The sequence below is a fragment of the Roseibium sp. genome, assembly GCF_051016195.1.
Classification (GTDB): Bacteria; Pseudomonadota; Alphaproteobacteria; order Rhizobiales; family Stappiaceae; genus Roseibium.
This window is the reverse complement of sequence record NZ_CP134616.1, coordinates 3,080,128-3,104,215: the sequence shown is the minus strand read 5'-3', so window position 1 is coordinate 3,104,215 and position 24,088 is coordinate 3,080,128. Positions and strand designations below refer to the sequence as shown.

At 60.1% G+C, this 24,088-nt stretch carries 23 protein-coding genes; 5 read left to right on the top strand and 18 right to left on the bottom strand.

Features of this window, described 5'->3' with window-relative positions; all coding sequences use genetic code 11:
* Nucleotides 1–5: 5 nt before the first annotated feature.
* The 17 genes from RDA78_RS14225 to RDA78_RS14145 all read right to left on the bottom strand — a co-directional run bounded on the left by RDA78_RS14225 (nt 6) and on the right by RDA78_RS14145 (nt 17,103).
* Complete coding sequence (locus tag RDA78_RS14225; protein ID WP_434055953.1) at nt 6–1,043, bottom strand: 2-hydroxyacid dehydrogenase; 1,038 nt, start codon at nt 1,041–1,043, stop codon at nt 6–8.
* Nucleotides 1,040–2,605, bottom strand: coding sequence for an FGGY family carbohydrate kinase (locus RDA78_RS14220; protein ID WP_434055952.1), 1,566 nt, complete (start codon nt 2,603–2,605; stop codon nt 1,040–1,042). The genes RDA78_RS14225 and RDA78_RS14220 overlap by 4 nt, the downstream gene beginning before the upstream one ends.
* Complete coding sequence (locus RDA78_RS14215; RefSeq protein WP_434055951.1) at nt 2,602–3,726, bottom strand: ABC transporter ATP-binding protein; 1,125 nt, start codon at nt 3,724–3,726, stop codon at nt 2,602–2,604. The genes RDA78_RS14220 and RDA78_RS14215 overlap by 4 nt, the downstream gene beginning before the upstream one ends.
* Nucleotides 3,723–4,829 carry an ABC transporter ATP-binding protein gene (locus tag RDA78_RS14210; RefSeq protein ID WP_434055950.1) on the bottom strand — a complete coding sequence of 369 codons (1,107 nt, stop codon included), beginning with the start codon at nt 4,827–4,829 and terminating at the stop codon, nt 3,723–3,725. The genes RDA78_RS14215 and RDA78_RS14210 overlap by 4 nt, the downstream gene beginning before the upstream one ends.
* Nucleotides 4,830–4,834: 5 nt before the next feature.
* Complete coding sequence (locus tag RDA78_RS14205) at nt 4,835–5,692, bottom strand: carbohydrate ABC transporter permease (protein WP_434055949.1); 858 nt, start codon at nt 5,690–5,692, stop codon at nt 4,835–4,837.
* A gap of 1 nt (nt 5,693) precedes the next feature.
* On the bottom strand, nt 5,694–6,608 hold the full coding sequence (locus RDA78_RS14200; protein WP_306141583.1) for a carbohydrate ABC transporter permease: 915 nt from the start codon (nt 6,606–6,608) through the stop codon (nt 5,694–5,696).
* Between the two features lie 88 nt (nt 6,609–6,696).
* A complete protein-coding gene (locus RDA78_RS14195; RefSeq protein ID WP_434055948.1) occupies nt 6,697–8,136 on the bottom strand; it encodes an extracellular solute-binding protein in 1,440 nt (479 codons plus the stop codon).
* Nucleotides 8,137–8,172: 36 nt separating this feature from the next.
* Nucleotides 8,173–9,132 carry a sugar-binding transcriptional regulator gene (locus RDA78_RS14190; RefSeq protein WP_434055947.1) on the bottom strand — a complete coding sequence of 320 codons (960 nt, stop codon included), beginning with the start codon at nt 9,130–9,132 and terminating at the stop codon, nt 8,173–8,175.
* 297 nt (nt 9,133–9,429) lie between these two features.
* Nucleotides 9,430–9,885: a deoxycytidylate deaminase gene (locus RDA78_RS14185; protein WP_434055946.1), complete on the bottom strand. Its 456-nt coding sequence runs from the start codon at nt 9,883–9,885 to the stop codon at nt 9,430–9,432.
* Between the two features lie 4 nt (nt 9,886–9,889).
* Nucleotides 9,890–10,759 (bottom strand): dihydrodipicolinate synthase family protein, encoded by an 870-nt coding sequence (locus tag RDA78_RS14180; RefSeq protein ID WP_434055945.1) that lies wholly within the window; start codon nt 10,757–10,759, stop codon nt 9,890–9,892.
* On the bottom strand, nt 10,759–11,106 hold the full coding sequence (locus RDA78_RS14175; RefSeq protein ID WP_434055944.1) for a 4Fe-4S dicluster domain-containing protein: 348 nt from the start codon (nt 11,104–11,106) through the stop codon (nt 10,759–10,761). The genes RDA78_RS14180 and RDA78_RS14175 overlap by 1 nt, the downstream gene beginning before the upstream one ends.
* A 4-nt stretch (nt 11,107–11,110) precedes the next feature.
* Nucleotides 11,111–11,884, bottom strand: a complete 774-nt coding sequence (locus RDA78_RS14170) for an enoyl-CoA hydratase-related protein (RefSeq protein WP_434055943.1) — start codon at nt 11,882–11,884, stop codon at nt 11,111–11,113.
* Nucleotides 11,881–13,047 (bottom strand): CaiB/BaiF CoA transferase family protein, encoded by a 1,167-nt coding sequence (locus tag RDA78_RS14165; RefSeq protein ID WP_434055942.1) that lies wholly within the window; start codon nt 13,045–13,047, stop codon nt 11,881–11,883. The genes RDA78_RS14170 and RDA78_RS14165 overlap by 4 nt, the downstream gene beginning before the upstream one ends.
* Nucleotides 13,048–13,058: 11 nt before the next feature.
* Complete coding sequence (locus RDA78_RS14160; protein ID WP_434055941.1) at nt 13,059–14,426, bottom strand: FAD-dependent oxidoreductase; 1,368 nt, start codon at nt 14,424–14,426, stop codon at nt 13,059–13,061.
* 43 nt (nt 14,427–14,469) lie between these two features.
* Nucleotides 14,470–15,273 (bottom strand): ABC transporter permease, encoded by an 804-nt coding sequence (locus tag RDA78_RS14155; RefSeq protein ID WP_434055940.1) that lies wholly within the window; start codon nt 15,271–15,273, stop codon nt 14,470–14,472.
* Nucleotides 15,273–16,094 (bottom strand): ABC transporter ATP-binding protein, encoded by an 822-nt coding sequence (locus RDA78_RS14150; RefSeq protein WP_434055939.1) that lies wholly within the window; start codon nt 16,092–16,094, stop codon nt 15,273–15,275. The genes RDA78_RS14155 and RDA78_RS14150 overlap by 1 nt, the downstream gene beginning before the upstream one ends.
* The gene (locus RDA78_RS14145) at nt 16,072–17,103 is read right to left on the bottom strand and encodes an ABC transporter substrate-binding protein (protein ID WP_434055938.1); all 1,032 of its coding nucleotides are present in this window, start codon (nt 17,101–17,103) and stop codon (nt 16,072–16,074) included. The genes RDA78_RS14150 and RDA78_RS14145 overlap by 23 nt, the downstream gene beginning before the upstream one ends.
* A 135-nt stretch (nt 17,104–17,238) precedes the next feature.
* Between RDA78_RS14145 and RDA78_RS14140 the strand changes: the two genes are divergently transcribed.
* A complete protein-coding gene (locus RDA78_RS14140; RefSeq protein ID WP_434055937.1) occupies nt 17,239–18,144 on the top strand; it encodes a LysR family transcriptional regulator in 906 nt (301 codons plus the stop codon).
* A gap of 29 nt (nt 18,145–18,173) precedes the next feature.
* Here RDA78_RS14140 and RDA78_RS14135 read toward each other — a convergent pair whose 3' ends face one another.
* The gene (locus RDA78_RS14135) at nt 18,174–18,911 is read right to left on the bottom strand and encodes an SDR family NAD(P)-dependent oxidoreductase (RefSeq protein ID WP_434055936.1); all 738 of its coding nucleotides are present in this window, start codon (nt 18,909–18,911) and stop codon (nt 18,174–18,176) included.
* 337 nt (nt 18,912–19,248) lie between these two features.
* On the opposite strand from RDA78_RS14135, the gene RDA78_RS14130 reads away from it, so the two are divergent.
* From RDA78_RS14130 to RDA78_RS14115, 4 genes are read left to right on the top strand one after another with little or no spacing between them, the layout of a single operon-like run.
* Nucleotides 19,249–20,859: an AMP-binding protein gene (locus RDA78_RS14130; protein ID WP_434055935.1), complete on the top strand. Its 1,611-nt coding sequence runs from the start codon at nt 19,249–19,251 to the stop codon at nt 20,857–20,859.
* Nucleotides 20,856–22,031, top strand: a complete 1,176-nt coding sequence (locus RDA78_RS14125) for a thiolase family protein (RefSeq protein WP_434055934.1) — start codon at nt 20,856–20,858, stop codon at nt 22,029–22,031. Before RDA78_RS14130 ends, RDA78_RS14125 begins: the two co-directional genes overlap by 4 nt.
* Nucleotides 22,028–23,278, top strand: coding sequence for an SDR family oxidoreductase (locus RDA78_RS14120; RefSeq protein ID WP_434055933.1), 1,251 nt, complete (start codon nt 22,028–22,030; stop codon nt 23,276–23,278). Before RDA78_RS14125 ends, RDA78_RS14120 begins: the two co-directional genes overlap by 4 nt.
* Nucleotides 23,275–24,048: a cyclase family protein gene (locus tag RDA78_RS14115; protein ID WP_434055932.1), complete on the top strand. Its 774-nt coding sequence runs from the start codon at nt 23,275–23,277 to the stop codon at nt 24,046–24,048. The genes RDA78_RS14120 and RDA78_RS14115 overlap by 4 nt, the downstream gene beginning before the upstream one ends.
* The last annotated feature ends 40 nt before the right edge of the window (nt 24,049–24,088 follow it).

Here is a 24,088-nt window from a genome sequence, read left to right as displayed (position 1 = left end):
AGACCTCAACACGGACTGAGCGGCGGCTCGTTTGAAATCCAGCGCCGCACTTCTTCGGCAATCCTCTGCGCGGCAATCTTCACGGTCTTGCGGGACGCACCCGCAATATGCGGTGTCAGCGTCACGTTGGGCAGTTGCAACAGCGGATCATCGGGGCGGGTCGGTTCCACTGAAAACGTCTCCAGCATCGCACCGCCCAGATGCCCGCTCGACAGGGCCGCGAACAGCGCGTCATAGTCCATCAGCGGACCCCGGGCCGTATTGACAATGACTGCCCCCGGTTTCATCGCCGCGAACGCCTCTGCACCTATCATTCCCGTGGTTTCTTTTGTCACGCGCGGGTGCAGCGTCACGACATCGGATTCTTGCAAAAGCGTTTCAAGGGAGACCTGTTCGACACCGTCCCGGCTGTCCTCGACAGACAGTTGCACGTAAGGATCGGCAACGAGCACGCGGGTTCCGAACGCGCGCAGCAGCTTCACCACGCGGGTGCCGACATTGCCGTAGCCGATGACGCCGACGCACATATCGGACAATTCGTTTCCGGCGATGTCCGCACGGTAGAGATCGCCCCGGTAGTCACCCTTGCGCAAGGCATCGTGGCCCTTGGTGATGTTGCGCGTTTCGGTGATGATCGCGCCGATGGTGAACTCGGCCACGGCAGAGGCGTTCCGCCCCGGCGTGTTGACGACAAGAACGCCTCTTTCACGCGCGTCGTCCATGGCGATGTTGACCGGGCCGCCCCGGGAAACCCCGACAAGCTTGAGGTTGGGCGCTGCTTCCAGCACGCCTGCGGACACGGGGGCCAGATGCGTGACCAGAACCTGCGCGTCCTGCACATGCTCAAGGACCATTTCCGGTGTTCCCATGTATTCCTTCAGTCCTTCCAGGCCGGGAGACTCATATCCGTGTTCCATGGGCTCGTCCGGCCATGCCAAATCGAGGCACTTGCAGCTGACGCGGTCACCGCACAACGCCAGGATTTCCTTCTCGAAGACCGCGGACTCCATGAACCGGTCGCCTATGATAGCCACAGTCGTCATCGTGTCAGCTCCCGTCTCGTCTGAGCCTGCCTGTCCCAGACTTTCGGCAGGACAAGCCTTGTTTCCAGATAGCTTTCGAAAAGGGTGTTGTAGAGATCGGCCAGTTCGTCATCGGGAAGAATCGCGTCGTGCAGCAACGGGGTGACCCAGCTGTCCACCGCACCGGCAACGTCTTTGAACAGTCCCTGCTGAACTGCAGCGATCATGGCCGCGCCTGCGGCCCCTGCCTCCGGCTGCGCGATGGTGCGGACGGGCGCGTTCAGACAGGCGGACAGAAGCGACCGGCAGGCTTTTGACTTGGCGGCACCTCCCGTCATGCGGATCTCACCGGGTACCTGGCCCATGGTCTGGTAGCAATCCCTGGCCGCAAGAACGAGACCGTCGAACACGGCCCTCAGCATGTCCGCCCACGTCGTCCCCTGGTCGAGACCGGTCCAGCTCGCCCGTGCATCGGGATTGGTGAACGGCCCGCGCTCACCGGCAGAGGAGATGTAAGGGTGAAAGAACGCTACGCCCGGCGTTGCGCCAAGAACAAGGTCGTCCATGGAAACCAGAAACTGTTCCGGATCTACGCTCAGGTTCTGTGATTGAAACACCTGCACGGCAAGACCAAGTGCCCAGTCTATGTTCAAGGTGGCCGCCATGTTCGTCTGCATTTGCGCGAAGGCGCCGCCGGGAAACGGCATCGTGTAACCGCACATGTCATCGTTCAGAACCACCGCGTCGGCATCGCGCACGAAACGCATGTGCATGCCGGTGGATCCGAGGATCGTGAGCCCTGGAGAGACCGCCGGATCGTAGAGACCAGCCCCGAGCGCGCTGCACATGACATCGACCAGTCCGAGTGAGACCGGTGTTCCGGCATTCAGTCCGCATTGCTCCGCTGCCTCCATGGTCAGCCCGTGTGAGACGGCCGTTCCATCAATAATCGGCGGCAGCAGATCCTTATGCTCAGCCAGACCCAGGCTTTCAATCACCTCAGGCGAATAGTCACGCGTCCTGTAGTCACCGAACGTGAAGACGCCCTCAGAGATATCGGACGCCAACTCGCCGGTGAGCTTAAAATAGAGCCAGTCCTTGCAATGGAGGGCACTGGCGCTTTTCCTCAGGAGTTCGGGTGCATGTTCCTTCATCCAGCACAGATGCGTGCGCATCTGGCAGACGTTGATACCGGTCGCCGTACGCTCGTAAATCACGCGGCTTTCGGGCATTTCGGCCAGCCGTCGCGACGTATCCGCCGCGCGGGCATCGAGCCAGAGCCAGCCGTCATGAGCCGGTTCGCCATCCCGGTCTAAGAGCCAGGTGCCGTCGCCTTGCCCGGTGACGCCGATAGCCGCGCAACGTTCCGCGCAATTCGGGATTTGCTCGACGAGGTGTGCAAGCACTTGAGCGGTGTCGGCCCAGGTGCGGTTCATGTCCTGCTCCACCCCTCCGTCCGGCAGGCTCACGTATTCATTTCTGCGGCTGGCCAGTGCAATCTGCTGCCCGTCCAGTCCAAAGGCGACGGCCTTGATCACGGACGTTCCGGCATCGATCCCGATGAGGAGATCCCGCTCGCTCATGCCAGCTGACCTCCGTGACTGAGTGCCTCGCCGGACCTGGTATCGAAGATGTGCAGATCATCCGCAGATATCGCGATCTTGATGTGATCACCAGGTTTCGGAAGTGCCAGATCGTGCACGACCGAAACGATGCTTCCGCCCGCGAAACGCGCGGCGATGTGGGTCTGGTCGCCAAGCCACTGGTTTGCGAACACTTCGGCGGGCAGTCCTTCCTCGGTCAGCTGAACAGAATGCGGCCGGATGCCGATCATGACCCCGTGATCCTGCTGGATGCGGTTCTGAAGGTCTTCGGAGAAGGACGAAGACGGGTAGGACAAACTGACATCCGGCGACAAGCGCAGCTCAACACTGCCGGAGCCCACTTCCGCGACAGCTTCAAACAGGTTCATGGGCGGTTCGCCTATGAAAGCACCGGTAAAGATGTTCGCCGGCCGGTTCTTGAGGTTCTCGGGCGTATCGAACTGCTGCAGCACGCCACCTTCCATTACGGCAATGCGGTCGGCGAGCGCGTTGGCCTCCGTCTGGTCGTGGGTGACAAGGATTGCCGTCAGCTCGTGTTCCTTGATGTAGTGCTTGATGCGGCCGCGCAGGATTGCCCGGAGTTGCGGTTCGAGCTGCCCCATCGGCTCATCCAGGACGTGCAGATCCGCACGGCGTATGAGCGCCCGCCCGAGACTGACCCTTTGCTGCTGTCCGCCGGAGATCGCATTGGGATACTTGTCGAGGATGTCATCAATTTCCAGGAGTGCGGCAATCTGCTCGACCCGCATGTTGACTTCCGCCTGGGGCAGTTTCTCAGACTTGAGCGCAAACGCGATGTTTTCGCGGATCGAAAGCGGCGGATAGAGCGAATAGCCCTCGAAGGCCATCGCAACCCCGCGTTTGGCGGGCGCGAGGCGGTCGATCCTGCGTCCATCGATTTCGACCTCGCCGGACGTCACCTCCTCGAATCCCGCAATCATGCGCAGCGTCGATGTCTTGCCGCAGCCCGACGATCCCAGCAGGGCGACAATCTCACCGCGCCGGACCTCCAGATCGAGATCCTGCACGGCGTGCACTTCGTGCGCGGTGCCCGGATTGTACTTCTTGTTGACGGATTTCAGATGGAGTTGCCCGCTCATGCTGCTTCCTCCACACGGTTTCCGTCCGGTTCAGGGGCAATCCTGTCTCCGGTGGCGCGATCAAACAGGATCGCGTCCTGCGCCGCGATCCTTAAGTTGACTTCAGGCCCCGTCGGAACCGCATCCTGTGCCGGTTGCGACAGAAGAATTTCCCGGCCGCGCAAGGTCGTGGCCAGGGTGACCGTCTTTTCGTTGAACGGGGTCACCGCTTCGATCGTGACCGGAAAACCGCCCGTTTCGGTGAAGGAAAGGGCCTCGGGTCTCAAACCCACGATGCAGTCCCGGCCCGCGACGCCCGGAAAGCGGCCGTGAAAGTCGACCCTTTCGTCGGATATGAACGCATGCAGGCCCCGCTCGTCCTCCTTGGGAACAATATCGAGAAGATTGATCGTGGGATCGCCGAAAAGCTGGGCGATCTGCGTGTTGGCAGGCCGCCGGTAGATGTCGGCCGGCGACCCGATCTGGACGATCTTGCCCTGATCGAGAACTGCGATCCGGTCGCCGAGGGCCATGGCTTCCTTGTAATCCTGTGTAACGTAGATGATCGTCGCGCCGCGATCTGCCAGAAGGCGGGGCAACTCCAGCCGCATCTCGAAACGAAGCTTTGCATCCACATTGCGCAACGGATCGTCGAGCAAAAGGACCCTGGGTTCGGAAACGAGTGCACGGGCCAGGGCGGTGCGTTGCTTCTGACCATTTGAGAGCGCCCTGGGCGCATGCGAGAGTACGTGCTCGATTTTCAGAAGCTGCGCAACCGCGTCCACCTTCGTTCGGATTTGGGATGCGGACATGCGCTTGGAGGTCAGTGAACTGGCGATGTTGTCATACGCGCTCATATGGGGAAACAGGGCAAAGTTCTGAAACGCCATGCCGATCCCGCGGTATTCGGGAGGAACCTCCGTGACATCCTCACCTCCGATGAGGATGGTACCGCTGTCCGGTTCGATCGCCCCGGCGACGCTGCGCAGCAACACGGTCTTGCCGGCGCCCGACTTGCCGAACAGCACCAGCGTCCCGCCTTCCGGCACGCTGAGCGACACGCCGTCGAGAACGGTTTCCGTGCCGAAGGCTTTTGTCAGTGATGTGAGTTCAAGAAATCCCATTCAGATCAGCCCTTCACCGCGCCGAGGGAAAGCCCTTCGACAAGATACCGCTGTGCCCAGAGAGCCAGGGCCAGGGTTGGCGCAATCGACAGCACGATGGCAGCCGCAATCTGTCCGTACTGGATACCCGACGCCGTCACGAATGCAAGGGCGCCGACCGTCACCGGCTGCTTGTCTGCCGAGGCAAGAACCAGCGCGAAGATGAAATTGTTCCACGCAAAGATGAAAGCAAGCAGTCCGGCCGCTGCGATGCCCGGACCGGCAAGCGGCAGCGCGATCTTCCGGAAGGTCGAAAACCAGCTGTGACCCGCGATCCGGTAGGCGTATTCGATGTCCGGGGAAATGTCCTCGAAATACCCCCTCACGATCCAGAGAATCAGCGGAAGACAGATCAGCTGATAGACCCAGACAAGCCCGAGATAGGTGTCGGCAAGACCGATCTCCTGGAAATAGAGGGTGAGCGGCAGCAGAACCAGCAGCGGCGGGGCGAAGCGGAAGGACAGCAGGGTGAAGGCGATGTCCTCCGACCCTTTGAACTTGTGCCGCGCAAAGGCGTAGGCCGCAGGAACCCCCAGCGCCAGTGCGACCGCCACCGAGCAGACGGACAGGATGATCGAATTCATGAGGTTGTTGACGAAGTCGATGCCCATGCTGGCAACGTTTGAATCCAGCCGCCCGGCCAGGATCGCCATGTAGTTGTCGAGCGTCGGCGCGAACGACATGGACGGCGGCGACCTCAGGATCGTTTCGTTCGTCTGCAGGCTCATGAGCACGATCCAGAAGATCGGGAACATGAAGAAAATGATGATGACGGTGAGCGCCACGCGCCGGAACCAGCGTTCCAGGAAAGAAGTATGATCCATCTCACGCGCCCCCTTTCGCGCGCTCACGCAAGCGGAGCCAGTTCTTGACGAATATGTTGGACAGCACGTAGGTGATTGCCCACAGGATCAGAAGCAGCGCCGCCGATCTTCCGACATTCGTCGACTGGAAGAAATTCAGATAGGCCTCGACCTGGAACACCATGAGGGTGTCCCCCGGTCCGCCCTGGGTCATGGCATAGATGATATCGAACTGCTGGATGGAATCGAGCAGGCGGAACAGGGCTGCCGTCAGAATGTAGGGCATTAGCATAGGCAGCGTGATCCGCCAGAACTGTTCCAGCTGCGGCACGCCGTCCAGGGCCGCCGCCTCAAACGGCTGGGTCGGCAAGGATCGCAACCCGGCAAGCAGCAGGATCATCATGAAGGGCGTATAGACCCAGATGTCGACCAGGATCACCGTGAACAGGGCCGTGTCGGGCGAGGAACCCCAGCGGAAGTCCTCGAAGCCGATCACCTGCATGAAATAGCTCAGGATCCCGAAATTGGGATTGGTCATCAGCTTGAACATCAAGGCTGCGAGCGCCGGCGCGGTCATGAGCGGCAGCAGCAGCATGATGGAAATGAAATTGTTGACGGTGCTTCGCTTCTTCAGAAGCAACGCGATCGCAAGACCGAGCAGAAGCTCCAGGACCACCGTGGAGCCGGCATAGACCAGCGACACTTTCAACGTGTTCCAGAAATCGGAGTCGGTGAGAAACTTGACGTAGTTCTCGCCCCAGTTCATGCCCCGGTTCCAGGGCTGGGACATCCGGTAGCGCTGCAGCGAATAGTAGATCGCCGTCACGAAAGGGATCAGGATCCCGATGCAGACGAGGAGCGCTGGAAGGCTCAGCACATAGGGGAGTGCCCTGGGCGAAATCAGCTGACGCCGCCGGGTCGTCAAGGTGTCGGTCATGGAAACACCGGGTCTGGGATTTCTTCTTTGATTGGCTCAAGGGACGGCATGTGCGGCGTTGGGAACCGCACATGCCGCAGGCTGCGGCCTATCTCAAGCCAGCTTCAGTGAGCTGGGAGTTCATGCTCTCAGCGAGCTGATCTAGGCCTTCATCGACCGGAACCTCTTTGGCAACCATGCGCTGCAGTGTGGCTGCCCATTCCGTGGTCAGGTCGAAGAACAGGGGCTGCGCCGTGAACTTGATCGATGCGCCGGGTGCGGACACATCGTGCATTTCCACGTATCCCGGATAGTTCTTGTTCAGCCGCTCGCGGAAGACGTCGCTGTCCCAGACCGACTTGCGGACTGGATTGACGAAGTCCATTTCCGTTGCACCAAACAGCCCGTGCTCCGGTCCGGATGCCCACTGCATGAAGTACCAGGTGGCATCGAGGTCCTTGGAGAACTTCGACATCGCCAGCGACCAGATCCAGATGTTGGGTGTCGGGGCCGATGCTTCCGGGTTCGCCGCGAAAGGTGCGAAGGCCAGTTGGCCTGCCATTGCATTCTCGCCGCCGTTCATGAAGTAGCCGAGAATATCCGCGTCGAAGATCATCGCGGACTTGCCGGCGCCCAGATCGGTTCCGACCTGGTACCAGGTATGTGTCGACCAGTCGCTTGCACCGCTTTCCTGGATCATCTTGACCCACTTGGCATGGAATTCCTTCGACCCGGCCGTGTTCATCGCAGCGCTCAGCTTGCCGCCGTCATTGCTCAGATCGGCCTCGCCGAAGTTGGCATAGGCGGACAGGAAGCCCGGGTGAATGGTCGCCCAGGACCGTGATCCGCGCACACCGACGCCGTATACGCCATCGTTGCCGGCCTGAACCGCGGCGGCTGCTTCCAGCATTTCGTCGAGATTGGTCGGCACCTTGACGCCGGCCTTCTCGAACATGGCCGCATTGAACGTGAGGTTGTTCTGCTCATACCCCCAGGGGATGCACCATTGCTTGGCGTCGGCGGAGCCGAGTTCACCGCCGGGAACACCGTTCCAGGCACAGGACTTGCGCACGCCTTCCAGCATGTCGGCCCAATTGTAGTTGGGATTGGTTTTCGAAGCGTCGTTCAGCCACTCGTTGTGATCGACGATCCAGCCCGCGGGACCGTATGTCCATGTCATGTAGGCGCCGGTCATGAACGCGTCATACTCGGTGGAACGCGAAGACAGCGCCGCCGTGACCTTGTCGAAGTAGACGTCCTCCGGGAAGATGTCATAGGAGACATCCATGCCGGTCAGGTCCTTGAAAGCAGGCAGGTTCGCGATCATCGCATCCGTATACGGGTGCTTGTTCAAAAGCAGCTTGACGCTCTTGCCCTTGTGCTTCTGCCAATCGAAATCGGCGGCGAGCGCGCTGGTCGCCATCATGTTGTAGAGCGTGCCCGCAGAGGCTGCGGTCATGCCAAGTCCGCCTAGACGTCGAATAAGCGCTCTGCGATCCATCTCGCCGCGAAGGAACGCTCCTATGGCATCTTTTTCCTTATCGTACATCTGTATTTCCTCCCTAGTGAATTCAGGCTCGTCGTGTCATTCGTGATCTTCTACAAGCGCCTTTGCTGTATCCTCGTCAGTTAAAAGACCGGTCAGATGACCGTTCTTGAGTGCAGCCGTGATCGCTTTGACCTTGTTTGCTCCTCCGGCAATCGCGGTCACCTCGCGTCCTTTCAGGCTTTCGATCGGCGGCGCCATGACCCGTTGGTCGAACTCCGTTTCGATCGGCTGCCCGTCAATGTCGAAGAACTGGCCGAGCAGTTCCGCGACGGCTCCGCTTTCGCGAAGTTCTCTCGTCCTGTTGGGATCGTCGATCGCCGTATCGATGATGCTCCCAGAACCCGGATCGAGACTTCCGACTCCGAGCACAACGAGCGACGCTTCGTCGATCAGGGACATCGTGTCGGCGATCCCGAACTGCTTCATCATCACGGCCTTGTCCTCCGCCGTGTTCGCGTAGAGCGGCGCTGGCAGCAGGTGAGCCTCTGCGCCGGTTTTCTGAGCCAGGCGATAAATGACATCGTAGGGATTGGCGGCAAATGAGCGGGTGAGCCCGCCGAGGACGGAAACGAATTGCTTTCCGACGACCGGATCCCGGCCCATTGCATTGACCGAAGCCGTAAGTGTCCGGCCATTGCCGAGCCCGATCGTCTTGTGCCGGCTGCCGCCGGACACCTCCATCAGGTACTGCGCGCCGACGGTCGCGAGCGAGCGCAGCGGCATGGGTCCGCTTTCGGGAATTTCCATCGCCACCCGGCAGAACTTCAGCCCGAAGCGCTCCATCAGCTGCCGTTCCAGCATCACGCATTCGGTCGCTTCAACGTCGACGAAAATCTGCACCAATCCGTCGGCCTGCGCCCGCGCGATCAACCGGTGCGCCCGGGTGTTCGTGACATTCAGATGGCGCGCGACCTCACCTTGTGTGAGCCCGCCAACGAAATGCAGCCACGCTGCACGTGCCGCGACATCCGGATTGGTTTTTGCGTCGATCGCCATTCCACCACTCGAAGACTGCAAAAAAATGCGTTGATGAAAAATATTGCAGAATGAGAACAGCAGGTCAAGCGTTCAAAAGCACCGGCCAGGAAAGAGACGACCGGAAACAGGTCTGGGTCTGCGGTCAAATGATCACGACACACGGATCCACACTTACGGCATCAAAGACTTGCGCCGAGTCGCGGTTTTTTTGTTGTGCAGGGAGTAATCGGATGTTGGTTGCGCGCATGACGGTCGATGAAACGGCACTCTGTCCAAGGAGTCCGTTTGAGGGCCTGTCACATCATCGGCGAAAACCTACTTGAACTCGTCCACCGAGACACCGGCCTCACGCAGCATCTGCCGGGAGACCTTGAAACTGTAGTCAAGCGCCCCGTCCGCTTCGGGTATCGGTGGCGCGATGAGTTTCCGGATACCGGATTGAATGATGGCACGCCCGCAATCGGCGCACGGAAACCGGTTGACGTAAAGCGTGCACCCTTCCAGTTGCACCCCGGCGCGCGCGGCGTTGAAGATCGCATTGCGTTCCGCGTGCTCGAACCAGAAGAACTTTTCACCACTGGGCCGGTCGAACCGCGCCGGGTCGGAAGCGGACACGCCCCGCGCCAGCCCATTGTACCCCGTCGATCTGATCTCGTGCCCCTCAGGCGAGACGATGACGCAACCAACCTGGAAGTCGCGATCCTCGGACCACGAAGAGATATGGTCGCACAGCGCCATGAAACGTTTGGTCCAGATCGCTTCTTCCGCCATTGGGTCAGTCCTGCGCCAGCTTCTGCTTCAAGACCGAACCGGCGTCTTCGGGAAGCGAAAGGAAAGGCGGCAACACGCGTCGCCATTCGGTGTTTCCCGATCTTTCTCCGACAAGAAACTTGATGCCCGAGATCAAAGCCGGTCCCGCCAGAATGCCGCGCTGCCGCGCTATTTCCTCACACGCGGCCTTCGGCGGCGCATCACGGTTGGACCAGATCTCGGCAGCGAGCGACGCGGTGAGGTTCAAAGTGGCGGAAATACAACCGGCGAACCCGTCCTTCGCAGCCGTTTGCAAAGCGGTTTCAGAACTCGGAAAAACGCTGAGCGCCGGAGACGCGGCAACAATCGATCTGCAATAGTCCAGATCACCTGAGGAATCCTTGATCCCGACGAAACGGTCAGGCGCGATGGAAGCGAGGTCGGAAATCACCTCGACCGGGATGGTGATCCCGGTCATCTGCGGGAAGTTGTAGAAATAGATCTTGATGCCGCGCGTCCCCAGGGCATCGTGCAGCGCAAGATACCAGCTTTTCAGGCCGGAAGGCGTCGCGGGCTTGTAGTAGTAGGGCGGCAGCACGAGCGCGACCGGGTAACCCAGATCATCCGCGTGTTCGGTCAGCGCAATCGTTTCCTTGAGCGACGGCGTCCCGGTCCCGACCATCAGTTTTTCTTTAGGAAAAGACGTCGCCGCCCAGGTCATCACATCCCGCCGGGCCGCGGAATCAAGGGAATTGGCTTCACCGGTCGAGCCCAGGACATTGATCCCGTCACAGCCATTTGTCAGCACCCAGTCGCTGTGCTCAAGGAAAAGATCCTTGATGGGAGTGTAAGACCGGTCGACCGGGGTTGGAACGGCTGCAATGACGCCTTTCATCAGCGCGTGCCCTTTCTGAGATATCGTTCGGCCAGCTTCGTCAGGCCGGGTGGGTCCTTGAGCGGTTCGTCGCCTTTCGTCCACCCGCCCGGTTCCAGAAGGGTATTGGCATCGTCACGAAACGCCGCATCGTTTATGGCAAGAAAGGCGTGCTGCGCCTCCTCGACCTCGTCGGCATACCGTATCGCATCAACCGGGCAAATGCTCTCGCACATGCCGCATTCGATGCATTCGGTCGGGTGGATGTAGAACATCCGCTCGCCCTCATAAATACAGTCGACCGGACACACCGTTGTGCATATGCCGTCCTTGACGTCAATACAGGTGCTCGTAATGACGAGTGTCATCGGATCAGCGCCCCGTCCAGACCGGAGCCCTTTTTTCCCGGAAGGCGGCAACACCTTCGTCGGCATCCTGCGAGCACAGCGCTGCTTCGAGTTCATCTGCCGGATACTGAAACGCCTCTTGCACGGGCAGATGCGCAGTCTGACGGGAAATGGCCTTGATCGCCCGCAGGCTGAGCGGAGCGCAACTCAGAAGGTCCGCGACCCAGCGGTCCGTTTCATCGTCCAGATCGTCAGGCGGAACGATTGCGTTGATCAGTCCATGACGCTCGAGTTCTGACGCCGCCAGCAGCCGTCCGGTCATCATCATGCCCATCGCGATGTTTCTGGGAACCAGACGGGGAAGCAGCACCATGCCGCCGTCGAGCGGCACCCGCCCGACCTTTGCTTCCGGAAGCCCGAAGCGCGCGGTTTCAGACGCGATGACAATGTCGCATCCGAGAACCATTTCAAGCCCGCCGCCAAGGGCAAGCCCGTTGACGCGCGCGATCACGGGGGTCGACATTTGCCGCATGGCGATGCCCGTGAAGCCGGACTCGCTGATGTTTTTCCAGTAGTCCACTCCGCTCAGTCCGGAGTCTTCCTTCAGATCCGCGCCCGCACAAAAGGCTTTCGCTCCCGCACCTGTGAGAACGGCGCATCTTATGCCCGGGTTCTCTTCGACTTCTTTCCAGATCTCGGCCAGCCGCAAATGCGCCGCCGTATCAACCGCGTTCAGGCGGTCGGGCCTGTTGATGGTGACACGCGCGAAGTGACCGGAAATGTCAAAGTCAACGCTCATTCGGCCGCCTCGTTGCTCAGGAGCGCGGCCAGTTCCTGCAGCACGTCTTCAGTATGTTCACCCAGCCTCGGGGGGACATGACGGACCACCAGCGGCGCATCGCTCAGATGAACGGGCGATCCCGCAAGCGTGATGTCACCGAGAACCGGATGGTCGATGGCTTGAAGCATGCCGTTTATCTGTGTCTGCGGATCCGCCAGCGCTTCCCCGAGCGATCTGACAGGTGCGCACAGAAGATCCTGAGCTTCCAGCCGCTCCAGCCAATAGGCGGACGTGTTCCCTGAAATCGCCTCCCTGAAACGCTGCTGCAGGAACGGCTTGTGCTTGCGCTGAACGTCAAGTGTCGGATAATCGGGCGACAGGTCCTCAATCTCCAGCGCGTTGCAGATATCCTGCAAAGGGTTCGCCTTAAAGGCACCGACGATCACGATCGCCCCGTCGGTGGTATCGAAGACGCCGGTCAGGGGCATGGCAGCCCAGTTCAGCACTTCCCTGTGCCTGGACCATTGCGCTGCTTCCTGCATCTGCATCGCGATCATGCTGTCATAGAGCGAGACTTCGACTTTCTGGCCCCGGCCCGTCTTGTCGCGCATCAGGAGAGCCGCCAGGATGCCCTGCACCAGATGCATTCCGGCCGAATAGTCGCAAAGCGTTGTCGGATAGATCGATTTTGGAATGGATGGATCCTGTGTCTTCTCCATCACCCCGGTCATCGCCTGGGCCAGCACATCCTGACCGCCTTTGTGGGCGTAAGGGCCGGACGAGCCGAACCCGGTGCCGGACGCGCAGATGACCCTCGGATTGATTTTCGAAAGCGCGTCATAGCCGAAACCCAGCCGATCCATGACCCCGGCCCGGAAATTGTCGACGACTATGTCGGCCGTTTTCACCAGGTCGAGCACCTGCTGGCGTCCCGTCTCGGACTTGGTGTCGATCTCGATCGACCGCTTGTTTCGGTTCAGCGACGCAAAGACGGCATTGTTCAGCGCTTCTTCGGTGCGCTCACCGTAAAACCCTCGGCTGAGATCCCCTGAACCCGGCCGTTCGATCTTGATCACGTCGGCGCCGAAGTCACCCAGCATCTGGGTCGCGCAGGGCCCCAGCATGACTTGCGTGAAGTCAATCACCCGAATGCCATCGAGTGGCATGATTTTCTCTGACATGTGTGCCTCTGCTATTCCGCCGCGATGTGGTCTTCGATGAGAGCATTCGGCGACGGTTTGTCTCCCGGATCAGCGCCCTGAGCGCGCATTTGTTTCTGGATGGCCTTGTAGTCGACCATGCGGAGCGGCTGATTTCCGTCGAGCGCCAGGGCGGCCGCAACGCCCGCGGCCTCGCCCTGCGCCATGCAGGGCGGGATTTCGCGTGACAATTTCTGCGCATCGCTTTCCACCGAATAGTGGCGTCCGGCCACGATCAGGTTATCGATACCCTTGGGAAGCAACGCACGATACGGGGTGTAGTAATCCCGGCCCCGGCAAACGGTATCGGCGAAGTAACGCCGGGACTTCACGTCGTCCTTGTTGACGACATATTCCCCCTTCAACAACCGCGTCTGGCGGATGCCCATTTGCTCCGCAGCCCCCAGCATCGTGGCGTTTTCGAAGCCCGGAATGTTTTCCTTCGCAAACGCGTGCAGTTTCATCATGCGCTCGCGGCCCTCGATTTCCGAGGCGACCATGTCTTCAACGGACAGCCCATCATACCCCGGCATATGCGGGCAATTGCACCAGACCACGCCCGGGATCGGCGTCTTGAGCCACCACATGCCCCAGGCGCCGCCGATCCTGCGACGCGCTTCCCGGTCGAGTTTCTTGTATTGCTCCGGCTCCGCGAACTCGAAGGCGACGGCCTTGTCGGTATCCACGTTCGCAAGCCGGAAAACGGTCGTGACGATATACTGGCCGTCAATATAGTCCGCACCCGCCGCGACACCGACATCGAGATCGCCGGTGGCGTCGACGACATAGCGTGCACGAATGGCCTGCCGCCCCAGCTTGGTCTGGGCAATGACGCCGCTGATCCGGCCGTTCTCCATCAGGACATCCGAAAACCAGCTATGCGTGCGCAGGTTCACCTTGGCTTCAACCACCATGTCAAGGCTGACCCGCTTCCAGCCGTCCGGATCGAAGGCAACCGCATGAATGATCGGCTGCGGCATCATCGCCTTGTGGAAATCGATGCATCCCCAGCGCGACCATTTCTGCCACATCTGCCAGTTGGTCTGGCAATCCTCGGGCGGCGGATAGACGGCGGCATCCTGCCGCTCCAGACGGTCGACGAACTCGCTGACGATCCCGGTGGTGACGATCTCGTTGCCTTCATTGACCATGTCGTCGAGGACGAGCACCATCCCGCCGGACGCCATGCCGCCGAGGTGATGATAGCGCTCGAGCAACGTCACCGAGGCGCCGTTGCGCGCGGCCGATACCGCGGCGGCGTGACCGGCAGGTCCTGCGCCGATCACGACCACATCACAGTCCGCAACAACGGGAACCTGTGCCCCTTCGACCTGAACAATTGTCGTGTGACGTTCTGCCATTGTCCTTGATCCTTTTCCTAAAATTCAGAAGCTGGCGGCAGCGCTACCAGCGCACAACAAGCCTTTCGGCAACCGAAACGGCCGTGAACAGGAGAACAGACAGGCCGGAGGAGACGAAAACGGTCGCGTAGAGAAGCGGTGAGCGGAAATTGAATGTGCTGTCGATAATCAGCGCCCCAAGCCCGACATCAGCACCGATCCATTCGCCGACAATCGCGCCGATCACGCAGGTGGTTGCCGCGATCTTCAGCGCCGAGAACAGGAACGGCAGCGAAGACGGCAGGCGGATCTTCCAGAAGATTTCCGACTTGGAGGCCGACAGTATGCGTGCCAGTTCCAAGGTTTGCGGCGACACCGATTGGAGCCCCCGCACCATGTTCACAAGGGTCGGGAAGAAACATATAAGCGCGGCGATCACCACTTTAGCCGTCATTCCGGCACCGAAAATCAGGACGAGGATCGGAGCGATGGCCAGGATCGGGATCGTGTTGATGAAGACCGCGATCGGAAAGAACGCCTTTTCGACCGTCCGGCTATGCACGAATGCGACTGCGATCAGGATCGCGGCCAGATTGCCGACGGCAAAGCCTGAAAGACTTTCGATCAGAGTGGGCCAGAAGTTCCTGAGCAGCAGCGCGTAATCATTCGCGAAAACGGCGAGAACATCGGTCGGCGCGGGCGCGATGTAGGTCGGTACTTCGAAAAGCCGCACACCGATCTGCCAGATCAGCAATAGCGAGATGGCCGTTCCGAGAGGGATCGCAATGTGCCCGGCCCTGAGCCTTGCCTGCTCGAACACGCCCGGTTTGGCGTTATCGACGTCGGGTGAAACCTGGGTCAGAGACATCAGCATTCCTCCAGCAACTGTCGGAGCCGACCGCAATACCGGTTGAACTCCGGCGTTTCCCTCAGGGCGATTTTCCGGTGCGGCGGCAGGTCAATATCGACCACGTCCTTCACCCGTCCCGGATTGGCGCGCAGCATGAGCACCTTCTGGCCGAGGAACACCGCTTCGGAAATCGAATGAGTGACGAACAGGATCGTGACGCCCGTTTCCTGCCAGATCTCGCGCAGCTTCAGGTTCAGAAGGTCACGTTTCATTTCGTCAAGTGCTCCGAACGGTTCATCCATCAGCAGCAGCTTCGGCTTGCACACCAGCGCTCGTGCGATCGCAACCCGCTGGCGCATGCCGCCGGAAAGTTCATGCGGCAAGGCGTTCTCACGTCCCTTCAGTCCCACGAGTTCCAGGAGTTCCTGCGGACTTCGATCTGAGGCCGGGATTTGCAGGCCTCGCTTGCGTCCCATCTCCAGAGGAAGTTCCACGTTCTTCAAAGCGCTGCGCCATGGCAACAGGGTCGCGTCCTGGAAAACGAACGCGAACTCGCGTGCAAGCCGCGCTGCTTCGGTCGACTTGTCGAGGATAGTGACATCTCCCTCCGCTGCGGGAACGAGGTCGGACACCAGCCGCAGCATGGTCGACTTGCCGCAGCCCGACGGACCAAGGATGGTCCAGAATTCACCTTCGCCAATCTCCAGGCTGATATTTTCAAGAGCGGTGAAGCGACCGAATTTCACCGAAGCTCCGGACAGGCGGGCCGCAACCTTGCGGCCTGCCGGTTCCTGATCGGGACTCTCGTCCGCGAAATCAGCCAAAGGTTGGACGGACATCTTTGGTGGCTTCGAGAATGTCCAGCGTCATGATGTCGGCCACGTTCGGCGCGCCGTTGGTGAACTGCTCGAGACTGTTATACGTGTCGATCTGTTCCTGCCAGTTGTCGGCTGTCATGATGCCCCAGCCGCCGGCCTTGGTCTTGTCGTTGAACGAGAAACCGAGAACCAGATCGACCGCTTTCATCTCGCTGTCCTTGTCCAGGTTCGGGTAGCGCTCGACAAGCGCGTCGACGCCGGCCTCCGGATTTTCGTAGACAGCGCCCCAGCCACGCGAGATCGCGCGGATCGCAGCGGTGATCTTGTCACTGTTTTCCTGAAGCACATCGTCCGTCGTGTAATAGGGATTGGCATAGAGCTGGATGCCTGCATCCCACAGCTTCATGTCGACCCGCTCGTCGCCAAGCACCGAAAGCGCGCCGACATTGGTCTGCCAGCCGGTCGCGACATCAACCTGCCCCACTTTGAGTGGCGCCATGTCCCCGCCCATGACCGAAACCTCGACCTGGCTTTCATCGATGCCGTTCTTTGCAAGGAGCGCGCGCAGCAGGATCCGTGCTGTTCCCTGCGTCGCAACTTTCTTGCCGACGAGATCCTCCGGTTTGCGCACCGGGTTGGCTTCCATGGAAAAATAGGTGAACGGGTGTTGCTGATACCCGGCTGCGATACACTTGATCGGCAGTCCCGCGGAGCGGGCCAGCATCAGCGAGGGAGAGGACGAGATAGACCCGAAATTGTTGGCACCTGAAGCAACGGATGCCACCCCGTCAATGTTCGGTCCGCCAGGGATGATGTCCAGTTCCAGACCCTCTTCGGCGAAATAGCCGAGCTTGTCGGCCATGACCTCGCCGAGGATACCGTTGGACGCCAGCCAGCCAAGCTGCATCCTGATCTTGAAATCTGCGGCCGCCGAGGGTCCGACGGAAAGGAAAGTTCCGGTTGTCGCCAATCCGGCCGCCGCTCCGAGCCCTTGCAGAACGTGCCGGCGATTGAGTCCCCTGTGTGTCATCTGAACGATCTCCTGGTAGGTGTTTTGTCCGTGTCTCCCTTTTTTCTTTAGAGTAGACGCCTGCCTGGCGTTGCCGATAGAATTTAGTTTGGCGCATAGCGATGCCTTTTTTGCATCGCCTGAGGGTGAGATCACATGCACAGCAAGTTTCTGAACTACTTTGACGAGGTCGCTCGGCAGGGCTCCATTCGCCGCGCTGCAGCTGTCTTGCACGTATCGTCGTCTTCCGTGAATAGGAAGATTCTCGATATCGAGCAGCGTCTCGGTGTAAAGCTATTCGACCGGCATGCGGAAGGTGTGGAGCTCACAGCAGCAGGAGCGGTTGTCCTGGAACACTGCCGCAAGACAATCTTCGACTACGAGAAGATCCTTCATCTTGTTGCAGATATCAGGGAATTGCGCGCAGGACACATCGACATCGCGTCACTCGACTCCGTCGCACTGAGCCTTCTGCCATCGGCGATTGATCAGTTTGCCCGCGAATACCCTGATATCACCTACTCGATACAGACCGCACAGCCGGATGACATTGTAAGAGCCGTTGCCGAAGGTGAGGCCGGGATCGGAATTTCCTTTTGCAACGACCTCCACCCCGGCGTGCGCGTGCGCACGGAAAAATCCGCACCCATCGGCGCGATCCTGACGGAGAGCCATCCGCTGGCGGAACGGGACGCGCTGGACATCGAGGACCTGACGCCGTTTCCGCTCATCAGGTCCTACGACGCGCTCGCCGAGCGCTCCCTCGTCAACCTTGCCCTTGCCGACAACAACATCCCGCTGAAGACCGCCTGCTTCACCAACTCGCTGCCGCTCGCCCGTTCGATGATCATGAGCGGCCGCGGCATCGGGCTCTATTCGAAAATCGGTTTCCTGGAGGAAATCGAAGCCGGAAAGTTGCGCTATATTTCTCTGAAGTCCAGTTTTCTCAAGGATCTGCGGATCGGTCTGCTGATCCCGTCAAGGAGCAACCAGACACCGGTTGAAAACGCCCTGTGCCGCATCCTTTCAAAATCCCTCAGGCAGCTTCGCCTCGATTCCTGATCGAACACCTGCCGGGCCAGGGACCAGGCCTAGAGCGCTGTCAGGGATCCGAGGCTGGCGCCGCCACAAACGAAGAGCGTCTGTCCCGTTACCCAGCTGTTGTCCGGATCGGTGAAAAACAGCGTCGCACGCGCGACATCGTCGGCAGTCCCGAGACGTCCCGTGGGCAGGGACGCGGCCAGCTTTTTGAACATCTCGCTTTCTTCGGGAATATCGGCGGTCAGCATGTCGGTCACGACCGGTCCGGGCGCGACGGCGTTCACGGTGATGCCGTGGCTTCCGAGCTCAAGCGCCCATGTCCGCGTCATCGAGATCAGGGCCGCCTTCGTACCGGCATAAACCGTCCGTTTCGACAGACCAACAACTGCACGCGACGACATGTTGACGATGCGTCCGAAATTCTGCGCCTTCATGTGTGGCAGGACAGCCTGTACAAGTGCAATCGCGGACCGAAGGTGAAGGTTTTGAAGTGTGTCGAACTCTTCGTCAGTGATGTCTTCCACCGGCGTGTTGCGCACCACCCCTGCATTGTTGACGAGGATGTCGACCTTGTGCTTCTCGCGGATGAGATCTGCGCAGTCCCGGACCGCCTGCGAATCGCTGAGATCGGCGCAGACAGACGTCACCCTGTCAGATGCAAGCTCCAAGGGCCGTCTCGAAACGGATATCACCTTGCAGCCACGCTGCAGTAGATGTTCGGCAATCGCCTTTCCGATCCCCGTGCTTGCTCCGGTGACGAGTGCCGTCCGATCGTCGTATCCGCTCATGCTCTTCTCCCTTTTGAGCAGGCTTTGACAGCACTGCCCGAACAACCCGTTCCTGTTTGGCACTCGATCGGCCGGAAATCAAAATATATGAAAATTCATCTAAATCATAGTCACTCCGAATTGGACAATGAGAAAGGATACCTGTTCTGCGCACGAGACAAATAAGCCCAATAATCAGATACTAAGCAGGGTGACTGCATGCTTTCAAATGGCAATCCCCGGGTCCCCGGGAAATTCTCTTTGACACAAAAGAAGACAATTAATATGTTTTTTCATATAAATATCGCGCCGCGATCTGCGGTTGCTTTCGAGGGAGGACGAGACTTTGGGAAGTGGTTTGACGACCGTATACGACTACTTCGCAAGGGCTCACGCGCGCTGGCCCGACCGTCCAATGTTGAACGTGCTGCCAGAGACGGCAGAGGCTTATGCGATCCCGGCCGGCGACATCAGCTACGCCGAGGCGATGGGCCGTGTGGACGATTTCGCCAACCGCTTTCAGAAGGCCGGGATAGGCGAAGGCATGCGCGTTGCCTTGCTTCTGGAAAACCGTCCTGATTACTTTCTTGTCTGGCTCGCGCTCAACCAGCTCAGAGCATCCGTGGTGCCGATCAATCCCGATCTGCGCGCCAGCGAACTTGAATACCTGATCGGCCACGCGGAGCCGGCACTCATCATCACGATACCAGGTCGGATCGACGCACTCTGGTCCGCGGTCGAGGCGAGCGGCGTTGAGGCGGGTGTCGTCGCTGTGGACGGGGTATTTCCCACCCCGCGCAGGGACGCCGTCACGGCACGCCTTTCTGAAAAAGGCGATGCCCGGGAAGCGGCGGTTCTTTATACATCCGGCACCACGGGCAAGCCGAAGGGTTGCGTCCTCGACAATTCCTATTTCTCGGAAGTCGCGGAGTTTTACGCGGGGCTGGGAGGGATCGCGAAGCTATCCGAAGAGGGTGAGCGCATGATTACACCCCTGCCGATCTTTCATATGAACGCGATGGCCTATTCCTTCATGGCAATGCTGCGCGTTGGCGGATGCCTGACGGCCCTGGACCGGTTCCACCCCAGGACCTGGTGGCAGAGTGTTCACGACAGCGGCGCGACGTGCCTGCACTACCTCGGCGTGATGCCGTCCATCCTGATGGAACTGCGGCCGGGCGAAAACGACAGGGCCCACAAGGTGCGCTTCGGTTTTGGCGCAGGTGTTGATCCCAAGCTTCATGCTCCGTTTGAAGACCGTTTCGGTTTCCCCTTGAGCGAAGGTTGGGCGATGACGGAAACCGGCGCCGGAGCCGTCATCGCGAACAACCAGCCGGACCGGCTGATCGGCAAGGCTGCGCTCGGCCGTCTGCCGGACTGGCTTGAAATCCGTCTTCTTGACGAGACTGGAGAGGATGTGCCGGAAGGCGAACCGGGTGAGTTGCTGGTGCGGCGATCGGGACCTGAACCAAGGCTCGGGTTCTTCCGCGAGTATTACAAGGATCCGGCTGCAACCGAAGCCGCCTGGAAGGACGGCTGGTTTCATACCGGCGATGTCGTTCGCCAGGAGAGGAACGGCTTCCTTTTCTTCGTCGACCGCCGAAAGAACGTCATCCGCCGATCCGGCGAAAACATCGCCGCCTTAGAGGTCGAGAGCGTCCTCATGCTGCATCCTGAGGTCACGGCCGCAGGCGTCGCGCCTGTGCCTGATCCCCTTCGCGGTGACGAGGTTTTTGCCTGTCTGACGGTCTCTGACCCGACACCAGAAAAGGCGGAAAAGATAGCCCGTTGGGCGCTCGACAACATGGCGTATTACAAGGTGCCAGGGTATGTTGCCTTCGTGGACAGTCTGCCTTTGACGTCAACACAGAAGATCCAGCGCGCGGAGCTGAAGGCGCTTGCTTTGCATCACCTGGAAAAATCATCGACAATCAGTCTGGTGCATCTCAAGAAAAGACAGGTTTCATGAGCCGGACGCGCCTTGGCTACGAAGGGGTTGCCATCGTCTCCCCCGCGAGCGTTCCCTACCAGCGCTTTTCCGTTGAAACAGCGCATTGGTGGATCGCGCGCGCGCTCAAGAAAAGCCTCGATCAGGCAGGACTGAGACCGGTTGATATCGACGGGTTCGCTGTCTCCAGTTTTACCCTGTTTCCCGACAATGCGGTCGGGCTGACGCAGCATCTGGGTCTTTGTCCCCGGTGGCTCGATCACATTCCTATGGGAGGCGCCTCCGGCATCGTGGCGCTTCGGCGTGCAGCAAGAGCTGTTCAGGCAGGAGATGCCGATATCGTCGCCTGTGTTGCCGGTGACACCAACCACATCGACTCGTTCCGCAATCTTCTGTCGAGCTTCAGCCGGTTTTCGCAGGACGCCTCTTATCCCTATGGGTTTGGCGGACCCAATGCCAATTTCGCGCTCCTGACGGACCGCTACATGAAGGACTACGGGGCAACCCGGGAGGATTTCGGCCGGATCTGTGTCGCGCAGCGCGAGAACGCCCTGCGCAACCCCGATGCGCTCATGAAAAAGCCGCTCACGCTGCAGCAGTATCTGGACGCCCGGCTGATCTCCGATCCGATTGCGCTGTTTGACTGTGTCATGCCCTGCGCCGGTTCGGAGGCCTTCCTCGTCATGACGGTCGAGGAAGCAAAGCGGCGGGATCTGCCATTCGCGGTGATCGCGGGCACGATCGAACGGCACAACGCCTTCGCCGACGACCCGATCCAGCTTCGCGGTGGCTGGGCTATGGATATCGACGAGCTTTACGACATGGCGCACTGTGGTCCCTCCGATATCGACCTGTTGCAGACCTATGACGATTATCCGGTCATTTCGATGATGCAGTTCGAGGACCTGGGGTTCTGCGGCAAGGGCGAAGGCAGCCGGCTCGTGCGGGACCGCGACCTGACGATTACGGGGGATTTCCCGCATAACACCTCCGGTGGTCAGCTTTCCGCCGGACAGGCCGGGGCCGCGGGCGGCTACATCGGCCTTGTCGAGGCCATACGGCAGGTGACAGGCACTGCGGGATCGACACAGGTGAAGAGCGCAGCCCGCGCCATGGTCTCCGGCTTCGGCGTCATCAACTATGACCGCGGCGTCTGTTCCGGCGCGGCAATCATCGAGGGAGGACACGCGTGAGCGAACCGATCGCCCCTCCGGAAAAGAAGAACCCGCAACGGCGGACCGACATACCCAAGACCCCGCCGCAGCAGCGCAGCAGGGCGGCACTGGGCCTGGCCGCAGCCGCTGCGGAAGGACGTTTCATGCTGCAGATCTGCGGTGACTGCGGCGCTGTTCAGTATCCGCCGCGTGATGCCTGTTCCAGATGTCTGTCCGTCGATCTCAATTGGCGGGATATTTCTCCGGCCGGAAAGCTGATCGCAGAGACGCAAGTGCGCGCAACGACGGATCTCTATTTTCGCGAACAGATCCCGGTGCGCGTCGGAACGGTAAAACTCGACGTCGGCCCATCCGTCATATGTCACGTACACGGCGATGCCGGTGCCGGCGAGAATGTCAGGATGGTGATCAAACTGGATCGGGCGGGCCAGGGTGTCATGATGGCACTGCCGGTAGAGGAGACACCTTTTATGCAAGATGATCCGCGGCTCCGTGAAATGAGCTGTACGCCCAAACACCGCCGGGTCCTTTTGACCGACGCCCGTAACCCGAACGCACCAGCGATCGTGAACGCCTTGAAGTCGGCAGGTGCGGAAAAAGTCTTCGTCGGCCTCTCGGAAGACTGGCGGCCAAATCGCTACCACGACGATATCATGGCGATCTCCGGGGTCGAGATGCTCCCCCTCGATGTCACCGACGGCAAGTCGGTTGAAGAATTGGCGGCGGAACTCGGCGGCAAGACGGACATCCTGATCAACAACGCCAGATACGTGCGGCCCGGCGGTCTGATGACGCGGAGCGATACCGTTTTTGCGCAGAGCGAGATGGACGTGAACTACCTGGGCCTGATGCGCCTTGCGCAGTCTTTCGGTCCGGCCATGTGCGCACGCACCGCCGACGGCACCAACTCTGCAGTCGCCTGGGTGAACATTCTCTCCGCATATGCCATCGCGAATTTCCCGGATTATGGCTGCTTCTCGGCCTCGAATGCAGCAGCGCTTTCGCTCAGCCAGAACATGCGTGCCGACTTCCGGACATCCGGGCTCCGCGTCCTGAATGTGTTTGTCGGCCCGACGGAGGACGACTGGCACCAGGAACTGCCGCCGCCGAAAGTGCCTGCAAAGACGCTTGCCGGAAGCGTCGTGCAGGGCCTCGTCGACGGTCTGGAGGACGTTTATTGCGGCGACGTCGCCAAGGACATGATCGAGCGCTTCCGCGCGTCGCCGAAAGTACAGGAACGGGAAATGACGGGATTCCGCTCATGACGCTACTGGAGAGCCTGGCGAATGCCCTTGCTGGCGGATCGATCGAGATTGTCGATCTGACCCACACCCTTGATCCGGACTTCCCCGTGATCGTACTGCCGCCCGAATTCGGACAATGCGCGCGCTTTCGTATGGAAGAAGTCAGCCGTTACGACCACAGGGGGCCCGCATGGAAGTGGCATAACATTTCCATGTCGGAGCACACCGGAACGCATTTTGATGCGCCCAGCCATTGGGTCAGTGGCCGCGATGTTGCCAACGGCTCCGTCGATGAAATTCCTGCCGGAAACCTGATGGCACCGGCCGTCGTGATCGATTGCTCCGCTGGGGCTGCTGAAAACGACGACTTCGAGCTCACGCCGGACATTCTCATCGAGTGGGAGCGCACCCATGGCCGCATCCCGGAAGGCTGCTGGGTCCTCATGCGAACCGACTGGTCCCACCGCAGCGGGGCGGCCTACCTGAACATGCGCGACGATGGCCCCCATTCACCGGGCCCAACACCGGAAGCAGTCCGCTTCCTGGTCGATGAACGCGACATTCTCGGTTTCGGTACGGAGACGATCGGCACGGATGCCGGCCAGGGGTCACACTACACGCCGCCCTATCCGGCGCACTTTTACCTGCATGGCGCAGGCAAATACGGATTGCAGTGCCTTTGCAATCTCAACAGGCTTCCTGCCACCGGCGCAATGCTGGTGACCCCTCCCCTGAAAATCAGGAACGGAACAGGCAGCCCCTTGCGCGTACTGGCACTGAAGGAAGTCTGATCAGGCCACTCGCCTGATCGTGGCAGGTCACGAAGCGGCG

What these genes read in the sequence shown, in the direction of transcription:
- RDA78_RS14225 (WP_434055953.1), bottom strand. Translation starts at nt 1,043, where the DNA reads ATGACGACTGTGGCTATCATAGGCGACCGGTTCATGGAGTCCGCGGTC.
- RDA78_RS14220 (WP_434055952.1), bottom strand. Translation starts at nt 2,605, where the DNA reads ATGAGCGAGCGGGATCTCCTCATCGGGATCGATGCCGGAACGTCCGTG.
- RDA78_RS14215 (WP_434055951.1), bottom strand. Translation starts at nt 3,726, where the DNA reads ATGAGCGGGCAACTCCATCTGAAATCCGTCAACAAGAAGTACAATCCG.
- RDA78_RS14210 (WP_434055950.1), bottom strand. Translation starts at nt 4,829, where the DNA reads ATGGGATTTCTTGAACTCACATCACTGACAAAAGCCTTCGGCACGGAA.
- RDA78_RS14205 (WP_434055949.1), bottom strand. Translation starts at nt 5,692, where the DNA reads ATGGATCATACTTCTTTCCTGGAACGCTGGTTCCGGCGCGTGGCGCTC.
- RDA78_RS14200 (WP_306141583.1), bottom strand. Translation starts at nt 6,608, where the DNA reads ATGACCGACACCTTGACGACCCGGCGGCGTCAGCTGATTTCGCCCAGG.
- RDA78_RS14195 (WP_434055948.1), bottom strand. Translation starts at nt 8,136, where the DNA reads ATGTACGATAAGGAAAAAGATGCCATAGGAGCGTTCCTTCGCGGCGAG.
- RDA78_RS14190 (WP_434055947.1), bottom strand. Translation starts at nt 9,132, where the DNA reads ATGGCGATCGACGCAAAAACCAATCCGGATGTCGCGGCACGTGCAGCG.
- RDA78_RS14185 (WP_434055946.1), bottom strand. Translation starts at nt 9,885, where the DNA reads ATGGCGGAAGAAGCGATCTGGACCAAACGTTTCATGGCGCTGTGCGAC.
- RDA78_RS14180 (WP_434055945.1), bottom strand. Translation starts at nt 10,759, where the DNA reads ATGAAAGGCGTCATTGCAGCCGTTCCAACCCCGGTCGACCGGTCTTAC.
- RDA78_RS14175 (WP_434055944.1), bottom strand. Translation starts at nt 11,106, where the DNA reads ATGACACTCGTCATTACGAGCACCTGTATTGACGTCAAGGACGGCATA.
- RDA78_RS14170 (WP_434055943.1), bottom strand. Translation starts at nt 11,884, where the DNA reads ATGAGCGTTGACTTTGACATTTCCGGTCACTTCGCGCGTGTCACCATC.
- RDA78_RS14165 (WP_434055942.1), bottom strand. Translation starts at nt 13,047, where the DNA reads ATGTCAGAGAAAATCATGCCACTCGATGGCATTCGGGTGATTGACTTC.
- RDA78_RS14160 (WP_434055941.1), bottom strand. Translation starts at nt 14,426, where the DNA reads ATGGCAGAACGTCACACGACAATTGTTCAGGTCGAAGGGGCACAGGTT.
- RDA78_RS14155 (WP_434055940.1), bottom strand. Translation starts at nt 15,273, where the DNA reads ATGTCTCTGACCCAGGTTTCACCCGACGTCGATAACGCCAAACCGGGC.
- RDA78_RS14150 (WP_434055939.1), bottom strand. Translation starts at nt 16,094, where the DNA reads ATGTCCGTCCAACCTTTGGCTGATTTCGCGGACGAGAGTCCCGATCAG.
- RDA78_RS14145 (WP_434055938.1), bottom strand. Translation starts at nt 17,103, where the DNA reads ATGACACACAGGGGACTCAATCGCCGGCACGTTCTGCAAGGGCTCGGA.
- RDA78_RS14140 (WP_434055937.1), top strand. Translation starts at nt 17,239, where the DNA reads ATGCACAGCAAGTTTCTGAACTACTTTGACGAGGTCGCTCGGCAGGGC.
- RDA78_RS14135 (WP_434055936.1), bottom strand. Translation starts at nt 18,911, where the DNA reads ATGAGCGGATACGACGATCGGACGGCACTCGTCACCGGAGCAAGCACG.
- RDA78_RS14125 (WP_434055934.1), top strand. Translation starts at nt 20,856, where the DNA reads ATGAGCCGGACGCGCCTTGGCTACGAAGGGGTTGCCATCGTCTCCCCC.
- RDA78_RS14115 (WP_434055932.1), top strand. Translation starts at nt 23,275, where the DNA reads ATGACGCTACTGGAGAGCCTGGCGAATGCCCTTGCTGGCGGATCGATC.